At 71.6% G+C, this 19,104-nt stretch carries 14 protein-coding genes and 3 tRNA genes; 4 read left to right on the forward strand and 13 right to left on the reverse strand.

All coding sequences use genetic code 11. From position 1 onward, the window contains the following. Positions 1-284: 284 nt before the first annotated feature. Positions 285-1,571, forward strand: coding sequence for an RNA polymerase sigma factor (locus ACIRHA_RS35220; protein WP_403854317.1), 1,287 nt, complete (start codon positions 285-287; stop codon positions 1,569-1,571). 79 nt (positions 1,572-1,650) lie between these two features. Here ACIRHA_RS35220 and ACIRHA_RS35225 read toward each other — a convergent pair whose 3' ends face one another. From ACIRHA_RS35225 to ACIRHA_RS35240, 4 genes are all read right to left on the reverse strand, one after another. Next, the gene (locus tag ACIRHA_RS35225; protein ID WP_403854319.1) at positions 1,651-3,576 is read right to left on the reverse strand and encodes an ABC transporter ATP-binding protein; all 1,926 of its coding nucleotides are present in this window, start codon (positions 3,574-3,576) and stop codon (positions 1,651-1,653) included. Continuing rightward, entirely contained in the window at positions 3,576-5,315 is a 1,740-nt protein-coding gene (locus ACIRHA_RS35230; protein WP_403854321.1) for an ABC transporter ATP-binding protein, read from the reverse strand. Before ACIRHA_RS35230 ends, ACIRHA_RS35225 begins: the two co-directional genes overlap by 1 nt. Positions 5,316-5,512: 197 nt before the next feature. Continuing rightward, the gene (locus tag ACIRHA_RS35235; RefSeq protein WP_403854323.1) at positions 5,513-6,943 is read right to left on the reverse strand and encodes an FGGY-family carbohydrate kinase; all 1,431 of its coding nucleotides are present in this window, start codon (positions 6,941-6,943) and stop codon (positions 5,513-5,515) included. A gap of 38 nt (positions 6,944-6,981) precedes the next feature. Beyond that, positions 6,982-7,293 carry a YtxH domain-containing protein gene (locus tag ACIRHA_RS35240; RefSeq protein ID WP_403854325.1) on the reverse strand — a complete coding sequence of 104 codons (312 nt, stop codon included), beginning with the start codon at positions 7,291-7,293 and terminating at the stop codon, positions 6,982-6,984. A gap of 180 nt (positions 7,294-7,473) precedes the next feature. Here ACIRHA_RS35240 and ACIRHA_RS35245 point away from each other — a divergent pair. The 3 genes from ACIRHA_RS35245 to ACIRHA_RS35255 all read left to right on the forward strand — a co-directional run bounded on the left by ACIRHA_RS35245 (position 7,474) and on the right by ACIRHA_RS35255 (position 7,875). Continuing rightward, a tRNA-Asn gene (locus tag ACIRHA_RS35245) sits at positions 7,474-7,546 on the forward strand. Positions 7,547-7,551: 5 nt separating this feature from the next. Continuing rightward, a tRNA-Asn gene (locus ACIRHA_RS35250) sits at positions 7,552-7,624 on the forward strand. A gap of 177 nt (positions 7,625-7,801) precedes the next feature. Further along, positions 7,802-7,875: transfer RNA gene (locus ACIRHA_RS35255), tRNA-Ile, on the forward strand. A 92-nt stretch (positions 7,876-7,967) separates the two neighbouring features. On the opposite strand, the gene ACIRHA_RS35260 is transcribed toward ACIRHA_RS35255, so the two are convergent. The 9 genes from ACIRHA_RS35260 to ACIRHA_RS35300 all read right to left on the reverse strand — a co-directional run bounded on the left by ACIRHA_RS35260 (position 7,968) and on the right by ACIRHA_RS35300 (position 19,096). Then, on the reverse strand, positions 7,968-9,005 hold the full coding sequence (locus tag ACIRHA_RS35260) for a rod shape-determining protein (protein WP_403854327.1): 1,038 nt from the start codon (positions 9,003-9,005) through the stop codon (positions 7,968-7,970). 484 nt (positions 9,006-9,489) lie between these two features. Continuing rightward, complete coding sequence (locus ACIRHA_RS35265; protein ID WP_403854329.1) at positions 9,490-10,080, reverse strand: hypothetical protein; 591 nt, start codon at positions 10,078-10,080, stop codon at positions 9,490-9,492. Next, positions 10,052-10,891 carry an FkbM family methyltransferase gene (locus ACIRHA_RS35270; protein WP_403854331.1) on the reverse strand — a complete coding sequence of 280 codons (840 nt, stop codon included), beginning with the start codon at positions 10,889-10,891 and terminating at the stop codon, positions 10,052-10,054. Before ACIRHA_RS35270 ends, ACIRHA_RS35265 begins: the two co-directional genes overlap by 29 nt. Then, on the reverse strand, positions 10,888-11,130 hold the full coding sequence (locus ACIRHA_RS35275) for a Trm112 family protein (protein ID WP_403854333.1): 243 nt from the start codon (positions 11,128-11,130) through the stop codon (positions 10,888-10,890). Before ACIRHA_RS35275 ends, ACIRHA_RS35270 begins: the two co-directional genes overlap by 4 nt. Further along, entirely contained in the window at positions 11,120-12,034 is a 915-nt protein-coding gene (locus ACIRHA_RS35280) for a hypothetical protein (RefSeq protein WP_403854335.1), read from the reverse strand. The genes ACIRHA_RS35275 and ACIRHA_RS35280 overlap by 11 nt, the downstream gene beginning before the upstream one ends. 6 nt (positions 12,035-12,040) lie before the next feature. Then, the gene (locus ACIRHA_RS35285) at positions 12,041-12,787 is read right to left on the reverse strand and encodes a methyltransferase domain-containing protein (RefSeq protein WP_403854337.1); all 747 of its coding nucleotides are present in this window, start codon (positions 12,785-12,787) and stop codon (positions 12,041-12,043) included. Continuing rightward, entirely contained in the window at positions 12,784-14,076 is a 1,293-nt protein-coding gene (locus ACIRHA_RS35290) for a condensation protein (protein ID WP_403854339.1), read from the reverse strand. Before ACIRHA_RS35290 ends, ACIRHA_RS35285 begins: the two co-directional genes overlap by 4 nt. Next, the gene (locus tag ACIRHA_RS35295; protein ID WP_403854341.1) at positions 14,073-18,290 is read right to left on the reverse strand and encodes an alpha-(1->3)-arabinofuranosyltransferase family protein; all 4,218 of its coding nucleotides are present in this window, start codon (positions 18,288-18,290) and stop codon (positions 14,073-14,075) included. The genes ACIRHA_RS35290 and ACIRHA_RS35295 overlap by 4 nt, the downstream gene beginning before the upstream one ends. Then, positions 18,287-19,096 carry a class I SAM-dependent methyltransferase gene (locus tag ACIRHA_RS35300; protein ID WP_403854343.1) on the reverse strand — a complete coding sequence of 270 codons (810 nt, stop codon included), beginning with the start codon at positions 19,094-19,096 and terminating at the stop codon, positions 18,287-18,289. The genes ACIRHA_RS35295 and ACIRHA_RS35300 overlap by 4 nt, the downstream gene beginning before the upstream one ends. Positions 19,097-19,104 lie beyond the last annotated feature (8 nt).

Here is a 19,104-nt window from a genome sequence, read left to right on the forward strand (position 1 = left end):
CTCTGCCCCGGACCCCGCTGCTCAATCGCCGCAGGGGCTTGAAAGATGCTGCTCGATCGACGCAGGGGGTAGAGCTGTCAATCGCCGGCGGGGCTTGATCTATCAAGCCCCGCCGGCGTTTGAGGCGCGGGGTCCGGGGCGGAGCCCCGGGTGTTTGGTCGCGTTCGGATCGGGGAAGGGCGGGTAACCGTCCAGCACGGTAACCGCGCGGTCACGCACTGGACTCAAAAAGTCAACGCACGCCCCTCGTGGCGGCACTGTGTCGTACTCCACACTGGATTGCGGTGCCTGAGTCCTCGGAGCGCGGCCGGAGCCCGGACAACGGGTCCGACACCCCCGCGGTTCCGCTCATCGTGTACGGGACGGACAGCGGCGAGGCCGTCGTTCCCGCCCCCCGGCCGCACGCCTCAGATGCGATCACTTTGGAGGTCGCCCCCGTGCAGACCCAGACCCTCACCCAGAGCGACAGCACAGCGCAGGCCCTCGCCGACCCCGAAGCCGCGCCCAAGGGTGCCGTGCCGCAGGGCGACGTGCTGGCCTCGGTGCCGACGCAGAGCCGCGTCGGGCACCATCCCGAGGCCGAGCCGGAGGAACCGGCCGGCTCCCAGGGGTCCGTGGACCCGCCCGAGCGGGTGCGCGCCGCCCGTGCCGACAGCGGCAGTCCGTCCTCGGACCTGTTCCGTCAGTACCTGCGCGAGATCGGCCGGATTCCGCTGCTCACCGCGGCCGAGGAAGTGGATCTCGCGCGGCGCGTCGAGGCGGGTCTGTTCGCCGAGGAGAAGCTCGCCCACGCGCCCGACCTCGACTCGCAACTGGCCCTGGACCTCGACAAGTTGGTGGTCATGGGCCGGATGGCCAAGCGCCGCCTCATCGAGGCGAACCTGCGCCTGGTCGTCTCCGTCGCCAAGCGGTACGTGGGCCGTGGTCTGACCATGCTCGACCTGGTCCAGGAGGGCAATCTCGGCCTGATCCGCGCGGTCGAGAAGTTCGACTACGCCCGTGGCTACAAGTTCTCGACGTACGCGACCTGGTGGATCCGCCAGGCCATGAGCCGCGCCCTCGCCGACCAGGCACGGACCATCCGGGTCCCGGTCCACGTCGTCGAGTTGATCAACCGCGTCGTCCGCGTCCAGCGCCGCATGCTCCAGGAGCGCGGCTACGAGCCGACCCCCGAGGAGGTCGGCGCCCACCTCGACCTGCCGCACGAGCGAGTCAGCGAAGTGCTGCGCCTCGCCCAGGAGCCGGTGTCCCTCCACGCCCCCGTCGGCGAGGAGGACGACGTGGCGCTCGGCGACCTCATCGAGGACGGCGACGCCACGAGCCCCGTGGAATCGGCGGCGTTCCTCCTGCTCAGGGAACACCTGGAGGCGGTCCTCTCCACCCTCGGCGAGCGCGAACGCAAGGTGGTCCAGCTCCGCTACGGCCTCGCGGACGGCCGCCCGCGCACCCTGGAGGAGATCGGCCGCATCTTCGGCGTCACACGCGAACGCATCCGCCAGATCGAATCCAAAACCCTGAACAAACTCCGCGACCACGCGTTCGCGGACCAGTTGAGGGGTTACCTGGACTAGCGATTCAAGCCCCGCCGGCGTTTGAGGCGCGGGGTCCGGGGCAGAGCCCCGAGACCGCAACGCCGGCGGGGCAAGAGATTCAGTCCACCTCCGCGACCGCCTGCGCGAACTGCGCCTCGTACAACCGCTGATACGCCCCACCGTCGGAGACCAGCGCCTCGTGCGAGCCCTGCTCGACGATCGCCCCGCTCTCCATCACGAGGATCGTGTCCGCATCGCGAATCGTCGAAAGCCGATGCGCGATCACGAACGACGTACGCCCCGCGGCGAGCCTCGCCATCGCCTTCTGGATCAGCACCTCGGTCCGGGTGTCGACGGAGGAGGTCGCCTCGTCGAGCACCAGGATCACCGGATCCGACAGGAACGCCCGCGCGATGGTGATGAGCTGCTTCTCACCGGCGCTGACCCCCGTGCCCTCGTCGTCGAGCACCGTGTCGTACCCGTCGGGCAGCGTCCGGATGAACCGGTCGGCGTGCGCGGCCTTCGCCGCCTCCTCGATCTCCTCGCGGGTGACGTCCTTCGGGGCGCCGTACGCGATGTTCTCCGCGATGGTCCCGCCGAACAGCCAGGTGTCCTGGAGCACCATGCCGATCCCGGCGCGCAACTCCTCCCGCGACATCTTCGCGATGTCGACGCCGTCGAGCGTGATGCGCCCGCCCGTGACCTCGTAGAACCGAAGGAGCAGATTGACGAGGGTGGTCTTGCCCGCGCCGGTCGGCCCGACGATCGCCACCGTGTGACCGGGGTCCGCCGTCAGCGACAGGTCCTCGATGAGCGGGGTGTCCTTCTCGTAGCGGAAGGCCACGTGCTCGAACTCGACGTGCCCGCGCAGGTGATCCGGCTTCTCGCCGGGCACGGGCTCCGCCGACTGCTCCTCGGCGTCGAGCAGTTCGAAGACCCGCTCGGCCGTGGCTACACCCGACTGCACCAGGTTCGCCATCGACGCGACCTGCGTCAGCGGCATCGAGAACTGGCGCGAGTACTGGATGAAGGCCTGGACGTCACCGATGGACAGCGAGCCGCTGGCCACCCGCAGGCCGCCCACGACGGCCACCAGCACATAGTTCAGGTTCGAGATGAAGAACATCAGCGGCTGCATGATGCCGCTGTTGAACTGCGCCTTGAACGACGCGTCGTACAGTGCGTCGTTCTGCTCGGCGAACAGTTCCGCCGACTCCTTCTGACGGCCGAACACCTTCACCAGGTTGTGGCCGGTGTACATCTCCTCGATGTGCGCGTTCAGCGCGCCGGTCGCCCGCCACTGCTGCACGAACTGCGGCTGCGAACGCTTGCCGACCTTCGCCGCGACGAACACCGACAGCGGCACCGTCACCAGGGCGACCAGCGCGAGCAGCCAGGAGATCCAGAACATCATCGCGAGCACGCCGATGACGGTCAGCAGCGAATTGAGCATCTGCCCCATCGTCTGCTGGAGCGTCTGCCCGAGGTTGTCCATGTCGTTGGTCGCCCGGCTCAGCACCTCGCCGCGCTTCTGCTTGTCGTAGTACGACAGCGGCAGCCGCGACAGCTTGTCCTGCAGCTCGGCGCGGAGCTGCCCCACGGCCAGGTTGATCGTCCGGTTGGCGAGCCGCGTGCCGATCATCATCGTCAGACCGGCGACCGCGAACACGGCGAGGCCGAGCAGCAGCACCTCGCCGATCGCGGTGAAGTCGACGCCCTGGCCGGGTGTGAAGTCGACGCTGCCGAGCATGTCGGCCATCCCGCCGTCGCCCTTGGCCCGCAGGCCCTCGATGACCTGTTCCTTGGTCTGCCCGGCCGGCATCCGCCCGCCGATGATCCCGCCGAACAGCAGGTCGGTGGCGTGCCCGAGGATCTTCGGGCCGACGACCGAGAGGCCGACGCTGATCACGACGGAGACGAGCACCCCGGTGACCGCCGTGCGGTGTGCGGCGAGCCGCTTCAGGAGCCGCTTGCCGGACCCCTTGAAGTCCATCGAACGCGAACCGGGCGCACCGGCCGCCATTCTCCCCATGGGCCCACTCATCAGGCGGCCTCCGCTTCCGTCAGCTGGGAGAGAACGATCTCCCGGTACGTCTCGTTGTCGGCCATCAGCTCGTGATGGCGTCCGGTGCCGACGACGCGGCCCTCGTCGAGCACGATGATCGTGTCGGCGTCGCGGATCGTCGCGACCCGCTGGGCCACGATCACCACGGTGGCATCGCTCGTCTCCTCTCCGAGCGCCCGGCGCAGCGCCGCGTCGGTCGCGTAGTCGAGCGCGGAGAACGAGTCGTCGAAGAGGTAGATCTCCGGCCGCTGCACGAGCGTGCGCGCGATGGCGAGGCGCTGGCGCTGACCGCCGGAGACGTTGGTGCCGCCCTGGGTGATGGGTGCGTCGAGCCCGCCCTCCAGCTTGCCGACGAACCCCTTGGCCTGCGCCACTTCCAGCGCGTGCCACAGCTCGTCGTCGGTGGCGTCCGGATTGCCGTAGCGCAGGTTCGTGGCGACGGTGCCGGAGAACAGGTAGGGCTTCTGCGGTACGAGCCCGACCGTCTTCGCCATCAGCGCCGGGTCGATCCCGCGGACGTCCTCGCCGTCCACGTAGACCGTCCCGGCCGTGGTGTCGTACAGGCGCGGTACGAGGCCGAGCAGCGTCGACTTGCCGCTGCCGGTCGAACCGATGATCGCGGTGGTCTCACCGGGGCGGGCCGTGATGTCGATGCCGCGCAGGATGGGCTCCTCGGCGCCCGGGTAGCCGAAGTCGGCGCCCCGCAGCTCCAGGTGGCCGTGGCGGCGCAGTTCACGCACCGACGCCTCGGGCCGCGGCGGCACGACACTCGAATCGGTGCCGAGCACTTCCTGGATGCGCTCGGCGCACACCTCGGCGCGCGGCATCATCATGAACATGAACGTGGCCATCATCACGCTCATCACGATCTGCATCAGATACGCGAGGAACGCGGTCAGGTCACCGATCTGCATGCCGCCGCTGTCGATGCGGTGGGCGCCGAACCAGACCACGGCGATCGACGCGACGTTCACGATCGTCATCACGAACGGGAACATCAGTGCCATGATCCGGCCGGTGGCGACCGATACGTTCGTCAGGTCCCGGTTCGCGGCTCCGAACCGGTCCTTCTCGAAGTCGTCGCGGACGAAGGCACGGATCACGCGGTTGCCGGTGATCTGCTCGCGCAGCACCCGGTTCACCGTGTCCAGCTTGGTCTGCATGGACCGGAACAGCGGCCGCATCTTACGGATGATCAGCGACAGGACGATCGCCATGACGGGCAGCACGGCGAGCAGCACGCCCGACAGCGGCACGTCCAGGCCGAGCGCCATCACGACGCCGCCGACACACATGATCGGCGCCGAGGCCACCAGCGTGAACGTCATCAGGGCCAGCATCTGGACCTGCTGCACGTCGTTCGTGGTGCGGGTGATCAGCGAAGGGGCGCCGAACTGGCCGACCTCGCGGGCCGAGAAGGACTGCACGCGGTCGAATATCCCCGCCCGCAGGTCCCGGCCGACCGCCGCGGCGGTCCGCGCGCCGAAGTAGACGGCGCCGGTGTTGCAGACGACCTGGGCGACGGTGACGCCCAGCATCAGGGCGCCGAACTCCAGGATGTAGCCGGTGTCGCCGTTCACGACACCGTTGTCAATGATGTCGGCGTTCAGGGTGGGCAGGTACAGCGAGGCGCAGGTCTGCAGGAACTGCAGCAGGACCAGTAGCCCGATGGGTTTCTTGTACGGACTGAGGTAGGCCCGCAGAAGTTGTATGAGCACGCTCGGTCTCTCGGTGGTCGGCGGTAGTGGGCGGAGCGGTGTTCGGGGAGGGGGATCGATCCGCGCCGTCGCCGAAACGGCGACGCATGGACCCCCATCGTCGAACACTCCACCCGCGTTACCTCAACCGAATTAACCAAGAGCACCCAAAGGATCGGCGGACCCGGAGCTTCCGGAACGCCGGGAGGCCGGGTCCCTCAGGCGAACGCGCCGGGGTGGATCTGGTCCCGCACGGCCCGGTACTGCTGCCGCACCGCCTTGCCCACCGGCAGCTCGTCGCCCGCCTCGAAGACCTGCGCGGCCGCCCCCTGCCACTGCGGCAGCTGCCCGTTCAGCGCCCACGCGGCCTGTCGCGCCGCGCCGATCGCCGCGTAGTCCGCGGCCTGCGGCACCACGACCTGCGCGCCGAACACGGCCGGCGCCACGCTCTGCACGGCGTGCAACTCGGAGGCGGCGCCCAGCAGGAACACCCGCCGGATCTCCACGCCACGGCCGCGCAGCACGTCCATGGCGTCGGCGAGCCCGCACAACATGCCCTCGAAGGACGCCCGCGCCAGATGCTCCGGCTTCATGGACTCTCTTCTCAGCCCGCTCAGCGTCCCCGCGGTGTGCGGCAGATTCGGCGTCTTCTCGCCCTCCAGATAGGGCAGGAGTACGAGTCCGTGGGCGCCCGGCGTCGACTTCATGGCCAGCTCGGACAGCTCCTCCAGGCCTCCGTCGAGCCCCAGCATCTCGACCGTGCCCCGCAACGCCCGTACCGCGTTCGACGTATGGACCACCGGGAGGTGCATTCCGGTCGCGTCGGCGAGCGAGGTGATGGAGCCGCTCGCGTCCACGAGCGCCTCATGGTGCACGGCCATCACGGAGCCCGAGGCCCCGAGCGAGACCACGGCGTCCCCGGACTGCACGCCGAGGCCGAACGCGGCGGCCATCGTCTCCCCGGTCCCGGCCGAGATGACCAGGCCCTCCGGGGTCCGCCCGGCCGCCTCGCCGGGGCCGATCACCTCCGGCAGCGCCACCTGGTGCCCGAGCGCCAGCTCCACCAGATCGGGCCGCCACGCGGCGCTCGCCGCCGACCAGTACCCGGTGCTGGAGGCCCCGCCGCGGTCGGTGGTGCGGCGCGCGGGCCGGCCGAGGAGCTGCCACACCAGCCAGTCGTGCGCCTGCATCAGGGCGGCCACCTGCTCGGCGTTCTCCGGCTCGCTCCGCGCCAGCCAGCGCAGCTTGGTCACCGGCAGCGCCGCCTGCGGCACGGTGCCCACGGCCTCGGCCCACGCCTCGCGCGAGCCGAGCCGGTCGACCAGGTCCGCGGCCGCGACCTGCGCCCGCTTGTCCCCGCCGACCAGGGCCGGGCGCACGGTGTTGCCCTGCGCGTCCAGCGGCACCACGGTGTTCTGCTGCGCGGAGACCCCGATGGCCTGCACGCTCTCCAGCAGCCCACCGCCGGCGGCCTCGCCGAGTGAGAGGAGCCACGCCTGGGGATCCACGTCGGACGGCCGTCCGCCGCCTTCCGGTGCCTCCAGCGGGTGCGGGGCGTACCCCTGCCGCAGCACGGCCCCGGTGTCGGCGTCACAAACGACTATGCGCGTAAATTCGGGCGAACTGTCCAGCCCGGCGACTATCCCCATGACTAAATTCTGCCGTACCGCCGGACGCTTCCGTGCCGTCAGGTGTTGCTGGTGCCCCAGTCGTCCGTCCCCGCGGCGTCGGCGGGGCCGCCGCGCTCGCGCAGCGTGCGCACCCGGCCCGCGACCGAGTCCGGGACCTTGCTCTCGACCTTCTCGCTCACCGAGTGGAAGGCCTTGCCCGCGACGTTCCGCGTCTGCTGCGCCGCCGTCTCCGCCGTATTGCGCACGGCCGGGTTCTGGGCGATCTCCCGCGCGGACTTCTTCAGCTTCTCGTAACGCTCCCGGCCGGCCCGCGTGCCCAGCACGTATCCCAGGGCCAGACCGGTGATGAATGTGAGCCGATAGCGCATGGTCGGCCACCCTTTCCGTAGCGAGGCTTCGTGGTCGGTGCGGTCATCGTGGAACTTGTTGATCACCTGAGGGGTACCGATTGGCGGAGCACCCCCCTCCTTGCGCTAATGTATGTGTCGCAGCGAGCGCACGCCGCCTGGCGAGTACCCAGGTGGGTTCGTTCGACGCAACGAGGTCATTCCCCTGTAGCTCAATTGGCAGAGCAGTCGGCTGTTAACCGGCAGGTTACTGGTTCGAGTCCAGTCGGGGGAGCTCGGTCTCTCGTAGCTCAATTGGCAGAGCAGCCGACTGTTAATCGGCAGGTTACTGGTTCGAGTCCAGTCGGGAGAGCTGTGAACAAGTCCCTCCGGAGTCCGCTCCGGAGGGCTTTTTCTTGCCCGGTGGAACCACCGGCGCGACAGGGGAGTCCTCATGGTCGTGCAGAGCCGGACCATCCGAGGCAGGAGATCGTATGAGCGGCTATGCTGCGGCAGACGGCGCGCACACTTGTACGCGCCACGCCGAAACGGGGCGGTAGCTCAGCCGGTTAGAGCAGCGGACTCATAATCCGTCGGCCGTGGGTTCGAGTCCCACCCGCCCCACCGCATGTACGTGGCGCAGAAACGATGCGACCGGCTCGTACGCAAGCTGATGGCCCGTCACGGAAGCCGTGACGGGCCATTCGGTGTTTCGGTCAGTCGGCCAGCGGGTTCAGGGCCATTGGCTGGATCCGGCCCTCCAGCATCTCGCCGAGGCCCCGCACCGCGCACACGTCGGGGCGTTCGGCGATGTGCACCGGGACGCCCGTCGCGGCCCGCAGCATCTGGTCGAGCCCCGGCAGCAGGGCGGAGCCGCCGACCATCATGATGCCGCGTTCCGCGAGGTCGGCGACCAGGTCGGGCGGGCAGTCGCGCAGCACCCTGCCGATGCCGTCGAGGACGGCGGTCAGCGGGGTGTGGATCGCGCTGCGGACGGCGGCCGTGTCCACGTGCACCGAGCGGGCCAGGCCCGTTGCCACGTCGCGGCCGTGGATCTCGGTCTGCTCCGGGCCCTGCGGGGTGAGGCCGTTGCCGCTCAGGGCGACCTGCAGGGGGCGTACGGACTGGGAGGGCAGCATCAGCGCGTGGTGCTGGCGCAGGTGCTGGACGACGGCGTGGTCGATGGCGTCGCCGCCGACGGGGATGCGGGCGGCCGTCACGATCGAGCCGAGCGAGAGGACCGCGATCTGGGTGGTGGCCGCGCCGCAGACGATGATCATCGTGGCCTCGGGCTGCTCCACCGGGAGGCCGCAGCCGACCGCGGCGGCGATCAGGGTGTCGACCAGCTCCACGCGGCGGGCCCCGAGGCCGATGAGGGTCTCGACGGCCGCGCGCTGGGCCAGCGGGTCCGCGTCGTGCGGGATGGCGGCCGCCGCGCGAAGGCGGGGCTTGCGGCGAAGGGTGCGGCGGAGCTTGTCGCCGAGCAGGTGGCGCAGCATCCGCTGGGCCATCTCGATGTCGACGACCGTGCCGCCGGAGACGGGGCGCACGACGCGGATGTAGTGCGGGGTGCGGCCTGTCATCTTCTCGGCGAACTCGCCGACCGCGATCAGCGCGCCGGTGCGGGTGTTGACCGCCGCCGCGCTCGGTTCATCGACGACGAGGCCCGCGCCCTTCACGTACACGCGGGTGCGCGCGGCACCCAGATCGACGGCGAAGTGGCAGCGGCGCAGCTGCTCCAGACTGGCGGTCATGGCAGATCCTCCCGAGAGCGCGGACCGTGGTGGGCTCGCCGGGCGGCGACCCTTCTGGCATCCTGCGGTCGCGCGCGGGAGGTCGCTCGCTGGAGTAGGCCGGGCGGGTCTGGAGCGGTCCACAAACACCGGGGCGCCGCCTCCCGTGGGACGTGGGAGACGGCGCCGCTTCGGTGTCCGACGGTGCTACACCAGCCAGCCGAGGAAGTGGGCGAGGCCGGCGACGATGTCGGTGATGACGTTCATGTGACGCGTTCTCCTAGCGATGATGCAAAGTGCATTGGTGATGCAAAGTGCATAGGGGACTTGGGACTTGAGATGTGCATCGCGATGCGGTCGCTACGGTCTGCAGCCCGTTGCTTGCGCTCCGTAAGCATCGTTCGTCGCGGGCTCGCGGCGCAAACTTCTGGGCGACGATCACCTGTTCAAGGGAACAACTGCGCCCCTGTTCGCTTTTGGCGTTCGTTTATCTTCTTGGCTGCTTCTACGCCTCGTACCAGCGCTGGAGCAGCCCCCACGTGAACTCCGCCCGCACCTCGCGGGGCGTTCCCGCCTCGTCCGGGGCGCGGAACGCCAGGCCCCAGCGGGTGGGCGCCGAGCCTTCGAGGGGGCGGGCCGGGGCGAAGGCGCGGGCCGCCTCGTCCACCGTGCAGGACCAGGGCGTCAGGTCGGCGAGGGTGCGCAGGGGTGGGCCCGGGGTGCCGGGGGTGCGGATCAGCCACTCGTTCCAGATCCCGCCCGTGGGGGCGAGCAGCACCTCGAAGCGCAGGTCGGGCCAGAGCGGCACCGGCCACAGCAGCGCCTCGCACTCCAGGTCGCCGACCTTGCGGAGCAGGGTGCGCTCCGGGGCGCCGAGCACGGACCGGTAGCGGGAGACCGCCGCCCGCGGGTGGCGGGAGTGCAGCTTCGCCTGCCAGCGGCGGTTCGCCTCCCGCATCTCGGCGACGGAGACGCCGAGGTCGGCGCGGGCGGTCTCCACCAGTTCCGGGTTGTGGTCGGCCATGCGGCGCAGCAGGACCAGTTGGAAGTCCAGCGGGGTGAAGGGGTCAGCGGGGCGTGCGGGCATGCGTTCCATGGTGGCGTACGCCGCCGGGGGCCCGCCCGTCCGGCAGGAACAGGACCGAGTTCACGTACCGCGGGCGGCGCCCGGACGGGGTGAGGGCCCGGCGCAGCAGGCCCTGCGAGGCGATGTGGGCGGTGCCGCGCTGATGGTCCGCCAGATCGTAGGAGGGCAGGGGCAGCCAGTCGGTGTCGGCGCCGGCGGACGGCAGGACCCAGCCTTCGTAGCCCTGGGCGCGCAGATGGTCGACGACCGGGGCGATCGGCTGGATGCGGGTCTCCAGCTCGATGAAGAGGGCGGGTCGGTCGTGGGCGAGCAGGGCGCGGGCGCCGCGCAGCACCCGGAGCTCCGCCCCGTCCACGTCGACCTTGATGAAGTCGACCTCGTGGAGCGCGAGTTCGTCGAGCGTGACGCAGGGGACCGTGCGGCCGGTCGGCGCGTGCAGGTCGTCGCGGCGGACGAGCGAGGACACCCCGCGTTCGCCGCGCTCGTCGTGCGGCGGCTGCCACAGCGGGGCCGTGCCGGGGCGGTCGCTGGCGGCCGCCCGGACGACCCGCACGTTCGCCGGCGCGGACGCGGCGAGCACCCGGGCCAGGTGCGGGACCGGTTCGAGGGTGATCACGCGGCGGGCCGGGCCGGCGAGGCGGTGGGTCCACGGGCCGTACCAGCCGCCGACGTCCACCGCCGTGCCGCAGGAACCGCCGGCGGGCAGCATGTCGGCGAGCCGGGTCAGCTCGGGCTCGAAGCGCGGGTACAGGGCGCGGGCCGTCGCCGCGGTCAGCCGGGCGGGCAGCCAGGGCGCGATGCGGGCGGCGATGGTCGTCATGGGAGCGCCCGTTTCGCCTGCTCTGCCCGTTGCAGGAGCTGCTCGTGCTCGCCCTCTGGGACCTGTTCGCCGGACGAAGGGAGGAGCTGCGGGATGCCGTCGACGATGGGGTAGCGGCGGTGCAGCCGGGGGTTGTAGAGGCAGTCGCCCGCGTCCCCTTCCGGCGTGGGCAGCAGGAGCAGCGGGCCCTTGTCGAGCGGGCAGGCGAGGAGCTTGAGCAGCGGGTCGTCAGGGTTCATTCGGGAGCAACTCCCTTGGTTCCTGGTCGGGTTGTGTGGGGGCGTCGTGTTTCGGCATCAGGAGGAGCACGGCGACGGCGAGGGCCGTGCCCGTCACGCGCAGCGTCAGGCGCACCGGCTCGTGGGGGAGCGACTCGCCGAACGCGAGCGTGCCGAGGACCGCCGTGAACAGGCAGGTCACCGTGGTGCACACCGGGACGATCAGCGAGGCGCGGCAGCGTTGCAGGGCCGCCTGCGACATGACGAGCCCGAACGCGCCCGTGCACATCAGCAGATACGGGTACGGGGAGGCGAACAGGGCCGGGATGTCCGGGAGAACGCCCGACACGCCTTTGATGGCGAGCGAGCTGACCCCGTAGAGCAGGCCCACCGCGACCCCGTACTCGACGCCTGTGGTCGGGAGCCGGTGGCGGTGCCGCGCGCGGCGCTCCGCGGCGGCGTACAGGGACAGGCCCGCCGCCAGTGACGGCACGCACACCAGGAGGATGAGGGGTGCGGGGGAGGTGTGCCCCACCGCGTTGGCGTCCTGCTGGAGCGAGAGCACCACCATGAGCAGCGCCGCCAGGATCGCGGCGATGGCGTAGCGCTCGCGGCCCGAGGTGTGTTCGCCGAGGAGCCGGGCCGACAGGAGCAGGAGCAGCACCAGGCCGGAGACGAAGATGCCCTGGGCCGCGGCGATGGGAAGCGTTCGGTAGACGGCGAGCTGGGCGCCGAAGCCGGAGGCCAGGGCGATGGATCCGGCCAGCCACAGCGGGCTCGTCACCACCTGGCGCAGGAGATGGGCGGGGCGGCGCACGCTCACTTCGGGCAGGCTGGTGAGGGCACGTTTCTCCAGGACGAAGCCGACGCTGTAGAGCGTGTTGGCGAGCAGTGCCGCGCCGACTCCCCATGCCACGGCGGGCATCGCCCCTCACGTCCTTCGCGCGTGCAGGAGAAGGATCGAGGCGAGGGACGGGGCCGCGCAGGCGAGCCGGTCGAGGGGGCGGAGCGGGCGGGGCACTCCGTGGAACGGTGCCCCCGCGAGGCGTACGACATCGAAGCCCGACGCGGCGACGAACTCCTTCAGGGCGCGCGGCGTGTAGAGGCGCAGATGGCCCACGACCTCGGTGCCCGGCCTTCCGTGGATCGCGCGCAGGCTGACCTCCGAGAAGACGGGCTGCACTCCGGCGAGGAGCAGCGCCCGGTTGTACCAGGCGGCCAGGTTCGGGGTGGACAGCATCAGGTGGCCGCCCGGGCGCAGGACGCGGCGGATCTCGTCGAGCGCCGCGTCGGGGTCGACGAGGTGCTCGACGACCTCGGAGAGCAGGACCGCGTCGGCGGACGCTTCCGCGAACGGCAGCCCGTGGCCCGTGAGTTCGCCGCGTACGACGCGGGGGACGCGGCGGGCCGCGCGCCGCAGCGCGTCCTGGGACCAGTCGATGCCGATGAGGCGGTGGCCGGCGGCTCCGGGGAGGAGGAGGGCTGTGGTGGCCGCGGCCGTGCCGTCGCCGCAGCCGATGTCCAGGACGGTCGCGTTACGGGTGCCGGACAGGGCGGTGGCGAGGATGCGGGCCTGGCGGCGGGTGCGGGGGGTGCCGGAGGCCACCGGGACGGCCGGGTTCTCGTAGAAGTCCCTCAAGTCCCTTGGTGAAGCCACGAGTTCGGGGTGCGTGGTCATGGTGCCTCCTCCTGCGTCGCGTGGAGGTGCTGCTCGAACAGGTCGCGCAGGCGGGCCCCGTCGCCGGGGCCGAGCAGGGTGCGGGACCAGCGCAGGGCCAGGTGGAGCCGGCCTGCCGTGGACGCCGTCGTGAAGGTGAGGCCGCGCGGCATACGGGCCGGGGCGGAGAACCAGACGGCGCGGGCCCGGCCGCCGTCGCCGAAGTCCAGCGGGTACGGGACGCGGCCGATGTTGCTGAGCAAGGTGGTCGACGTCCACGGGGCCGCCGCCGCGCGCAGGGCGCGGGTGGCGGCGGCGCGCCAGGCGACCGGGGCGTACGGGCTGGTCAACAGGGCGGCGCCGTGGCCGAGTTGGGGGCGTGGCTCGGACTTCAGGGCGGCGGTACGGGTGGCGGTGAGGCGCAGGAGGTCGGCGGTCGGCAACCTCAACTCGGCCGGGGTGAGGGCGACTTCCACCAGGCGGGTGCCGTTGCCGATGGGCATCGTCGTGTCGCGGGGACGGTCGTCCACCGGCATGGTGACGCGCAGGGGGCGGCGGGTGTGGTGGGTGCCGTGCTCCTCGTTCCAGTCGGCGATGGTGCGGGCCGTGGCCACCATCAGCTGGTCGTTGACCGTGTACGGGGCGCCCTTGGGGCGGCGGGGCACGGAGAGCTCGGTGACCAGGAGGCCGTTGCCGGGGCGGGGTTCCGGGGTGCCGGTCGCCACGCGGGCGGGGCGGGACCAGGGGGACGGCTGGGCCTCCGGTGGCGGGGGAGGTGGTTGCGGTGCGCCGCCGGGGGGTGGGGAGTTGTCGCGGCCTCCGTACAGTTCCGCCGCGGTGGCGATGACGCGCAGGCAGGCGGGGCCGTCGAGGGCCGTGTGGTTGATGGTGAGGAACAGCACGGTGGTGTGTGTGAGCGGGTCCTCCACCGCTTCCAGGCGTACGGGTGGGGACGCGTCGAGCGGTGGGGCCTCGGCGAGGGAGCGGGTGCGTGCCCGGTGCAGGGCGTCCGGAGTGCGGGCGGGGACGGAGACGGGCGGGGTGTCCGGGGCCGGTGTCAGTTCCCACTCGTAGCGGCTGCTGTACCAGCGGCGGGGGGCCTCGCGCATGAGGATCCGGGGGTGGCGGTGCAGGGCTTCGGTGAAGGCGTGGCTGAGGCGGGTGGGGTCGAGGGTGCCGGTGAGGTGGATCTCTATGTGGACGGTTTCCGGTTCGCGGTCCTGGAGGCAGTGACGGGAGACTTCGTCGACCGTGGGGAACGGGATCCGGGTGGTCCGGTTGCCTCGGGTGGGGCGGTCCAGGGCGGTCATGGTGCGCTCCCGGTGGGTGGTTGCTTGGGGGTGTGGTCCGGGGGAGTCGCCCCTTCCTCCCCTTCCCGTCCCGTCGGTGGGGCTTCGCCCCGAGGGGTTGCGGACGCGGGGCTCTGCCCCGGACCCCGCGCCTCAAACGCCGGCGGGGCTGATTTTGTGGTCACCAGTGCCGCGAACAGGGCCAGCAGCGCCAGGAGTTGGGCTGCTGTGCTGTAGGCGCCCGCGCCCTCCCGGACCGGCTCGCCCGCTCCCGTCGCCGCCACGGCGCCCGCCGCCGCCATCGCCGCGAACGCGATCGGCACCAGGAGTGCGTGGCGTTTCCAGGCGAGGAGGGCGAGGGCCGGGACCAGGGCTGCCCAGGGGCCCGCGATCACGATGCCGATGGCCGTGAGGAGGGCCGTGCCGATGATCCAGCCGGGGGGTGGCGGGGGCGCGGGGGGTGTCTGTTCCGTGTCCCGCCTGCGCCACAGGCACAGCGTGCCGAGCGCCAGGATCGCCGCGCCGGACGCGAACAGGCCGATATCGTACGTGCCGGCCGGGGCGTAGGAGAGCTTGACCGTGCCGCTCGCTCCGCCGGGGATCAGCCACGCCTGCTGCCAGCCGTCGAGGCGCAGCGAGGACAGCTTCTTGCCGTCGAGGGTGGCCTCCCAGCCGTCGTTGGCGTTCTCGTACATGGTCAGGTACGTCGCCTCGCCCGCGGCGACCCGTACTTCGCGGCGGTCGCCGAGCCAGTCGCGGATCGTGAGCCCGCGGACGGTGGGCGCCGCCTCCGTGGTGGCCGTCGTGTTCGTGAGGGTGATGTCCGTGAGGGAGAGGGGGCCGGAGGGTGAGGTCTTCAGGGTGTGCGGGCCGGCGGGGAGGTCCAGGGCGTCGCCGCACGGCTTCACTGTGACCGGGCGGCGTTCCGTCAGGGCGCGCAGGGTGCCGCTCGCGGAGGTGCGGTGGCGGGTGCCGTCGATCGTCACCGTCGGGCCCTTGCCGCAGGGGAGGCTGAACCTGCGCTCGGGCGTGGGCTGTTCGACGCGGTAGGCGTCGAGGGTCGGGATGTAGGCCTCGGTCAGGCCCACGGGGAGTTGCAGGTCCTTGTCGGCGACCGGGTTGTGGACCTTGAGCGGGGCCGCCTTCGTGATGGTGATGTCGAGGCGGTTCGTGGTGATGGGGTCGAAGCGGGCCACTCCGTTCTCGTCGACGCCGGCGACCGCCGCGCCGTCCGGGCTGCTGATCTCGATCTTCTCGGGGCGGGTGGTGAGGCCGCCGGCCCCGGCGAGGACGAGGGTGGAGACGGGCTGCTTGTCCGGCCAGCGCAGGTGGATCGTGGGGTCGTCGCCCGCGATCCAGGCCGTCGTCAGATCGCCGTCGGTGAGGTTGCGGGGCGTGGTGTTCAGGCCGAGCTCGGCCGTGGAGTCCGCGCTCGCCGTCATCTTGCGGCGCTGGTCGGGGGCCAGGTCGTAGAGGAGCTTGTCGAGCGCGGGTCCTGGCGTGGGGGCGGCCTTCGCCTCGAAGCCGTACGTGGACTCGCCCGTCGTCGTGAAGACGCGGTTCAGGGCGCGCTCGGTGTCGGTGAGGGTGAGGCCGCCGTCGCTCGTGGCGCGGTGGAAGGAGTACTGGTCGGCCCGCTCGGAGTCGGCCGGGAGGCGCAGCGCGCGGGTCGCCCGGACGCCGGGGATGTCGATGGACGTGAATCCGGCGCCGGTCAGTCCGGGGCGGGCGCGCTGCGTGTCGAGGATCGTCACGCGCAGCCAATTCGCCGTACCCGCAGGGGACTTGATGTCTTGGCGTTTGCCGTTCGGCTGGATGTTGGCCGTCGTCGAGCCCTTGTCCGTCTCGATACGTACGCGGGTCGGGGCCGCCCGCACGTTGTCCTGCGGCAGCGGGGTCAGGCGGATCGTGGCGGGGATCCGCGTCGGCCGGGAGAAGTCGATGCGCGCCCATTCGCCCTTGGCGGAGTCCGGGGCGCCCTCCGCCCACGCCGTGTCGGGGTCCTTGTCGAAGGCGTTGACCGGGTCGAACTGGGGGAGGTGCAGCAGCCAGTTGCCGCTGGAGGACGCCGTGACCGAGCGGGCCCCCTGGATGTCGGCCGTCGTCTGGTGGGTGACGCCGTCGGTCGGGAGGATCTGCTTCGGCGGCTCGCCCGGGTTCTCGGAGGCGTTCGGGCTGTTGCGTTCCGTCGGTGTGTACGGGTACGAGGTGTTGGTGTTGACCAGGCCGAAGCGGGTGTCCGCGCGGCGCAGGCCGTCGGCGGCGATCCGCAGGGCGGGGTTGCCGATGCCCGGGTGGTTGTCGCCGGTCAGGACGGCGGGGCGGTTCAGGAAGGACGGGTCGGAGGAGAGCCGGAGCAGCGCCTCGGGGCCGCCGCTGACCTCCGCCGTGTTCCCGACCGGGAGCAGGCCCGCCTGGCCCGGACGGTCGGAGGCGTCGCGCGGCCCGTAGATCTCGACGGCGCGGCTGCGCGGGTAGAGGCCCTCGATCTGGACCGGCGTCTTCTCGGCGATGCGGCCGCCCGTGACCTGGGGGCCGAACCCGGTCACCCGTTCATAGCCCGACTCGGTCAGCGTGCGCTTGACCGTGGCCGTGGGGACGTAGCCGAGCTGGTCGGGGTCGAGGTCGCCGCGGACCACCACGTAGTGCAGGCCCGAGCGGCTCAAGTAGTCCTGGAGACCCGGTACTTGGGTGCCGCTCATCAGGGCCTGTTCGACGGCGTCCATGGCGCGCCGGTTGCCGGGCGTGCCGAACGGGACGTAGTCGCGCTGCGCCCAGCGGGAGTCGGCGAGCACGTCGAGCGGCTGGTCGATGGGGGAGCCCCAGGTGTAGATGCCGTGGGCGGTCGCGGGGACGACGAGGGCGCGGGAGTCCGGCGAGTACTTCTTCAGCCAGTGGGCCGTCGTCTCCCAGTAGGTGGGGAGCTTCTGGAACGAACCCGGTTGCAGGATCGAGCCGTTGAGGTACGGCCAGGCGAGGCCCGGCACGATGAGGATCGCGGCGATCAGCGTGGCGTACCGCCTCCCGCGCACCGGGCGGGCGCCGCGCGGATTCGCCGCCACGCCCACGAGATGGACGATGCCGAGCACGAGGGCCAGTGCCAGGCCCGTCTGGAACTTGTAGACGTTGCGGAACGGGGCGAGGCCCCCGTCCAGCCACGACCGCACCGTGTCGTGGAAGGGTGCGCCGAGCGAACCCCCGTACCCCGCAAGGGTGATGAGGACCGCCGCCATCACCGTGAGCAGCAGCCAGCGGCGCTCCGGGATGTCGCGGCGCGCCAGGCCGGCGAGGCCGAGCGCGGCGGCGAGCGCCGAACAGACGATGACGACCACCGACGTCGCCACGGCCCAGCCGGCGGGCAGCCAGGCGTCGCCCAGGTGCAGATACGCCACCCAGTTCCCGGATCCGCGCAGCGTCTCCGTCGCGGACATGGTCTCCGTCGTGGTCTGCGAACTCTCCACGAAGGGAAGGAAGTTCTCGCCGTGGATGCCGAGCAGGACGAGCGGGATCGTCCACCAGGCCGTCGCCAGGACCACGGAGGGGAGCCACCACGCGATCTGGCGGCGCTTGCGGACGGACGGTGGCCGGGAGAGCAGATACAGGCCCACGGGAAGCAGGGACGCCAGAGTCGACGACGCGTTCACGCCGCCCATGAACGGGATGAGGAGCGCCGAGCGGGTCGCCGAAATGCGGGCCGTCGTACGGGGGTTGGTGAGCGGGAGCAGCACCCACGGCAGGAACGCGCCCGGCAGCGCCGCCGCCGACGTCGAGCCGACGACGATCGTGAACGTCGGCCACAGCGCGTACGCCACCGCGCCGAGCAGCCGGCTGCCCGAGGTGCCGACGCCGAGGCGCTCGGCGAGGCGCAGGGCGCCCCAGAAGGCGACGGTCACGACGATCGACATCCACAGCCGCTCGGCCAGCCACGCCGGGACCTGCAGCAGGTCGGTCAGGCCGTAGTACGGCAGCATCGGGAACGCGTAGCCGATGTACTGGTCGGAGATCCCGCCGAAGCCGGCTCTGTCGTGCCACAGCTCCCCGAGGTCACCGAGGAACTTCCAGGGGTCCTGCGAGACGCCGAGCTTCGTCTCGAACGTCGCACGACCCGGCGACGCCGCGCAGAACGCGACGAACAACACGGCCCAGAACGCGAACAGCCAGCGGCGCGTACGCGGAGCCGGCTCGGGCTCCGGGTGCGTCGCCGCGGCGGGTGGAGCCTGGACCATGGTCGTCATGGGGCACACCGCCTGAGGATGAGGAGGAGGTTCCAGGTGGCGAACTCGCGCACGCCGGGGACCCGCGTGACCGCTTGCGCGAGGAACGGCCAGTAGCGGGAGCGCGCCGCGACGACCGACACGTCGTCGCGGGCGCGCACATGGCGCAGGGTGGGGCCGATGTGATGGGCGAAGAGGTTCTCGCCGAGGGTGTGCTTGGGCGCGCGGCCGGTACGCCGCCGGTAGCGAGCCTGCGCGCGGTCGGCGCCCAGATAGTGCCAGGGCGCCCACTCGTGACCGCCCCACGGGGAGAGCCAGTTGGTGAACGCGATGTAGACCAGGCCGCCGGGCCGGGTGACCCGGACCAGCTCGCTCACGAACGTGTCGCGGTCGGCGACGTGCTCCAGGACGTTCGAGGAGAACGTGACGTCCGCCGACGCGTCGGGCAGCGGCAGCAGATAGCCGTCCGCGACCACCGTGCCGGCCGGCGGATCCTGGCCGAGCTCGGTGGTGTCCGGCTCGAAGAGGAGGGCCTGCGCGCCGCGCGCCCGGAACTCGCGCGTGAAGTGCCCGCTGCCGCCGCCCACGTCCACGACGACCTTCCCGGCCACCTTCCCGTACGCCTCCACCTGGTCGGCGGCGTCCCGTGCGAGCAGCGCGTAGCACGTCTCGGGGTCGCGCTGCTCGCGCAGGAACGCCCGGAAGAGCGCGAGCGAGCGGGCCGGCGACGGATCCCTGAAGCCGGCTCGCCCACGGACCTCCCCGGGCCCCGTCGCCGGACTCCCGTCCGCCCGGCGACGTCTGGCACGCACGCTCTCCGCCGTCATCGTGTGCG

Origin of the sequence: Streptomyces sp. NPDC102360 (assembly GCF_044766085.1) — a bacterium.
GTDB lineage: Bacteria > Actinomycetota > Actinomycetes > Streptomycetales > Streptomycetaceae > Streptomyces.

Bases quoted from the DNA above. Each gene is read 5' to 3' on its own strand.
- ACIRHA_RS35270 (WP_403854331.1), bottom strand. From the start codon at position 10,891: ATGACGACCATCGCCGCCCGCATCGCGCCCTGGCTGCCCGCCCGGCTG.
- ACIRHA_RS35260 (WP_403854327.1), bottom strand. From the start codon at position 9,005: ATGACCGCCAGTCTGGAGCAGCTGCGCCGCTGCCACTTCGCCGTCGAT.
- ACIRHA_RS35290 (WP_403854339.1), bottom strand. From the start codon at position 14,076: ATGACCGCCCTGGACCGCCCCACCCGAGGCAACCGGACCACCCGGATC.
- ACIRHA_RS35235 (WP_403854323.1), bottom strand. From the start codon at position 6,943: ATGGGGATAGTCGCCGGGCTGGACAGTTCGCCCGAATTTACGCGCATA.
- ACIRHA_RS35275 (WP_403854333.1), bottom strand. From the start codon at position 11,130: ATGAACCCTGACGACCCGCTGCTCAAGCTCCTCGCCTGCCCGCTCGAC.
- ACIRHA_RS35285 (WP_403854337.1), bottom strand. From the start codon at position 12,787: ATGACCACGCACCCCGAACTCGTGGCTTCACCAAGGGACTTGAGGGAC.
- ACIRHA_RS35225 (WP_403854319.1), bottom strand. From the start codon at position 3,576: ATGAGTGGGCCCATGGGGAGAATGGCGGCCGGTGCGCCCGGTTCGCGT.
- ACIRHA_RS35265 (WP_403854329.1), bottom strand. From the start codon at position 10,080: ATGGAACGCATGCCCGCACGCCCCGCTGACCCCTTCACCCCGCTGGAC.
- ACIRHA_RS35300 (WP_403854343.1), bottom strand. From the start codon at position 19,096: ATGACGGCGGAGAGCGTGCGTGCCAGACGTCGCCGGGCGGACGGGAGT.
- ACIRHA_RS35240 (WP_403854325.1), bottom strand. From the start codon at position 7,293: ATGCGCTATCGGCTCACATTCATCACCGGTCTGGCCCTGGGATACGTG.
- ACIRHA_RS35295 (WP_403854341.1), bottom strand. From the start codon at position 18,290: ATGACGACCATGGTCCAGGCTCCACCCGCCGCGGCGACGCACCCGGAG.
- ACIRHA_RS35280 (WP_403854335.1), bottom strand. From the start codon at position 12,034: ATGCCCGCCGTGGCATGGGGAGTCGGCGCGGCACTGCTCGCCAACACG.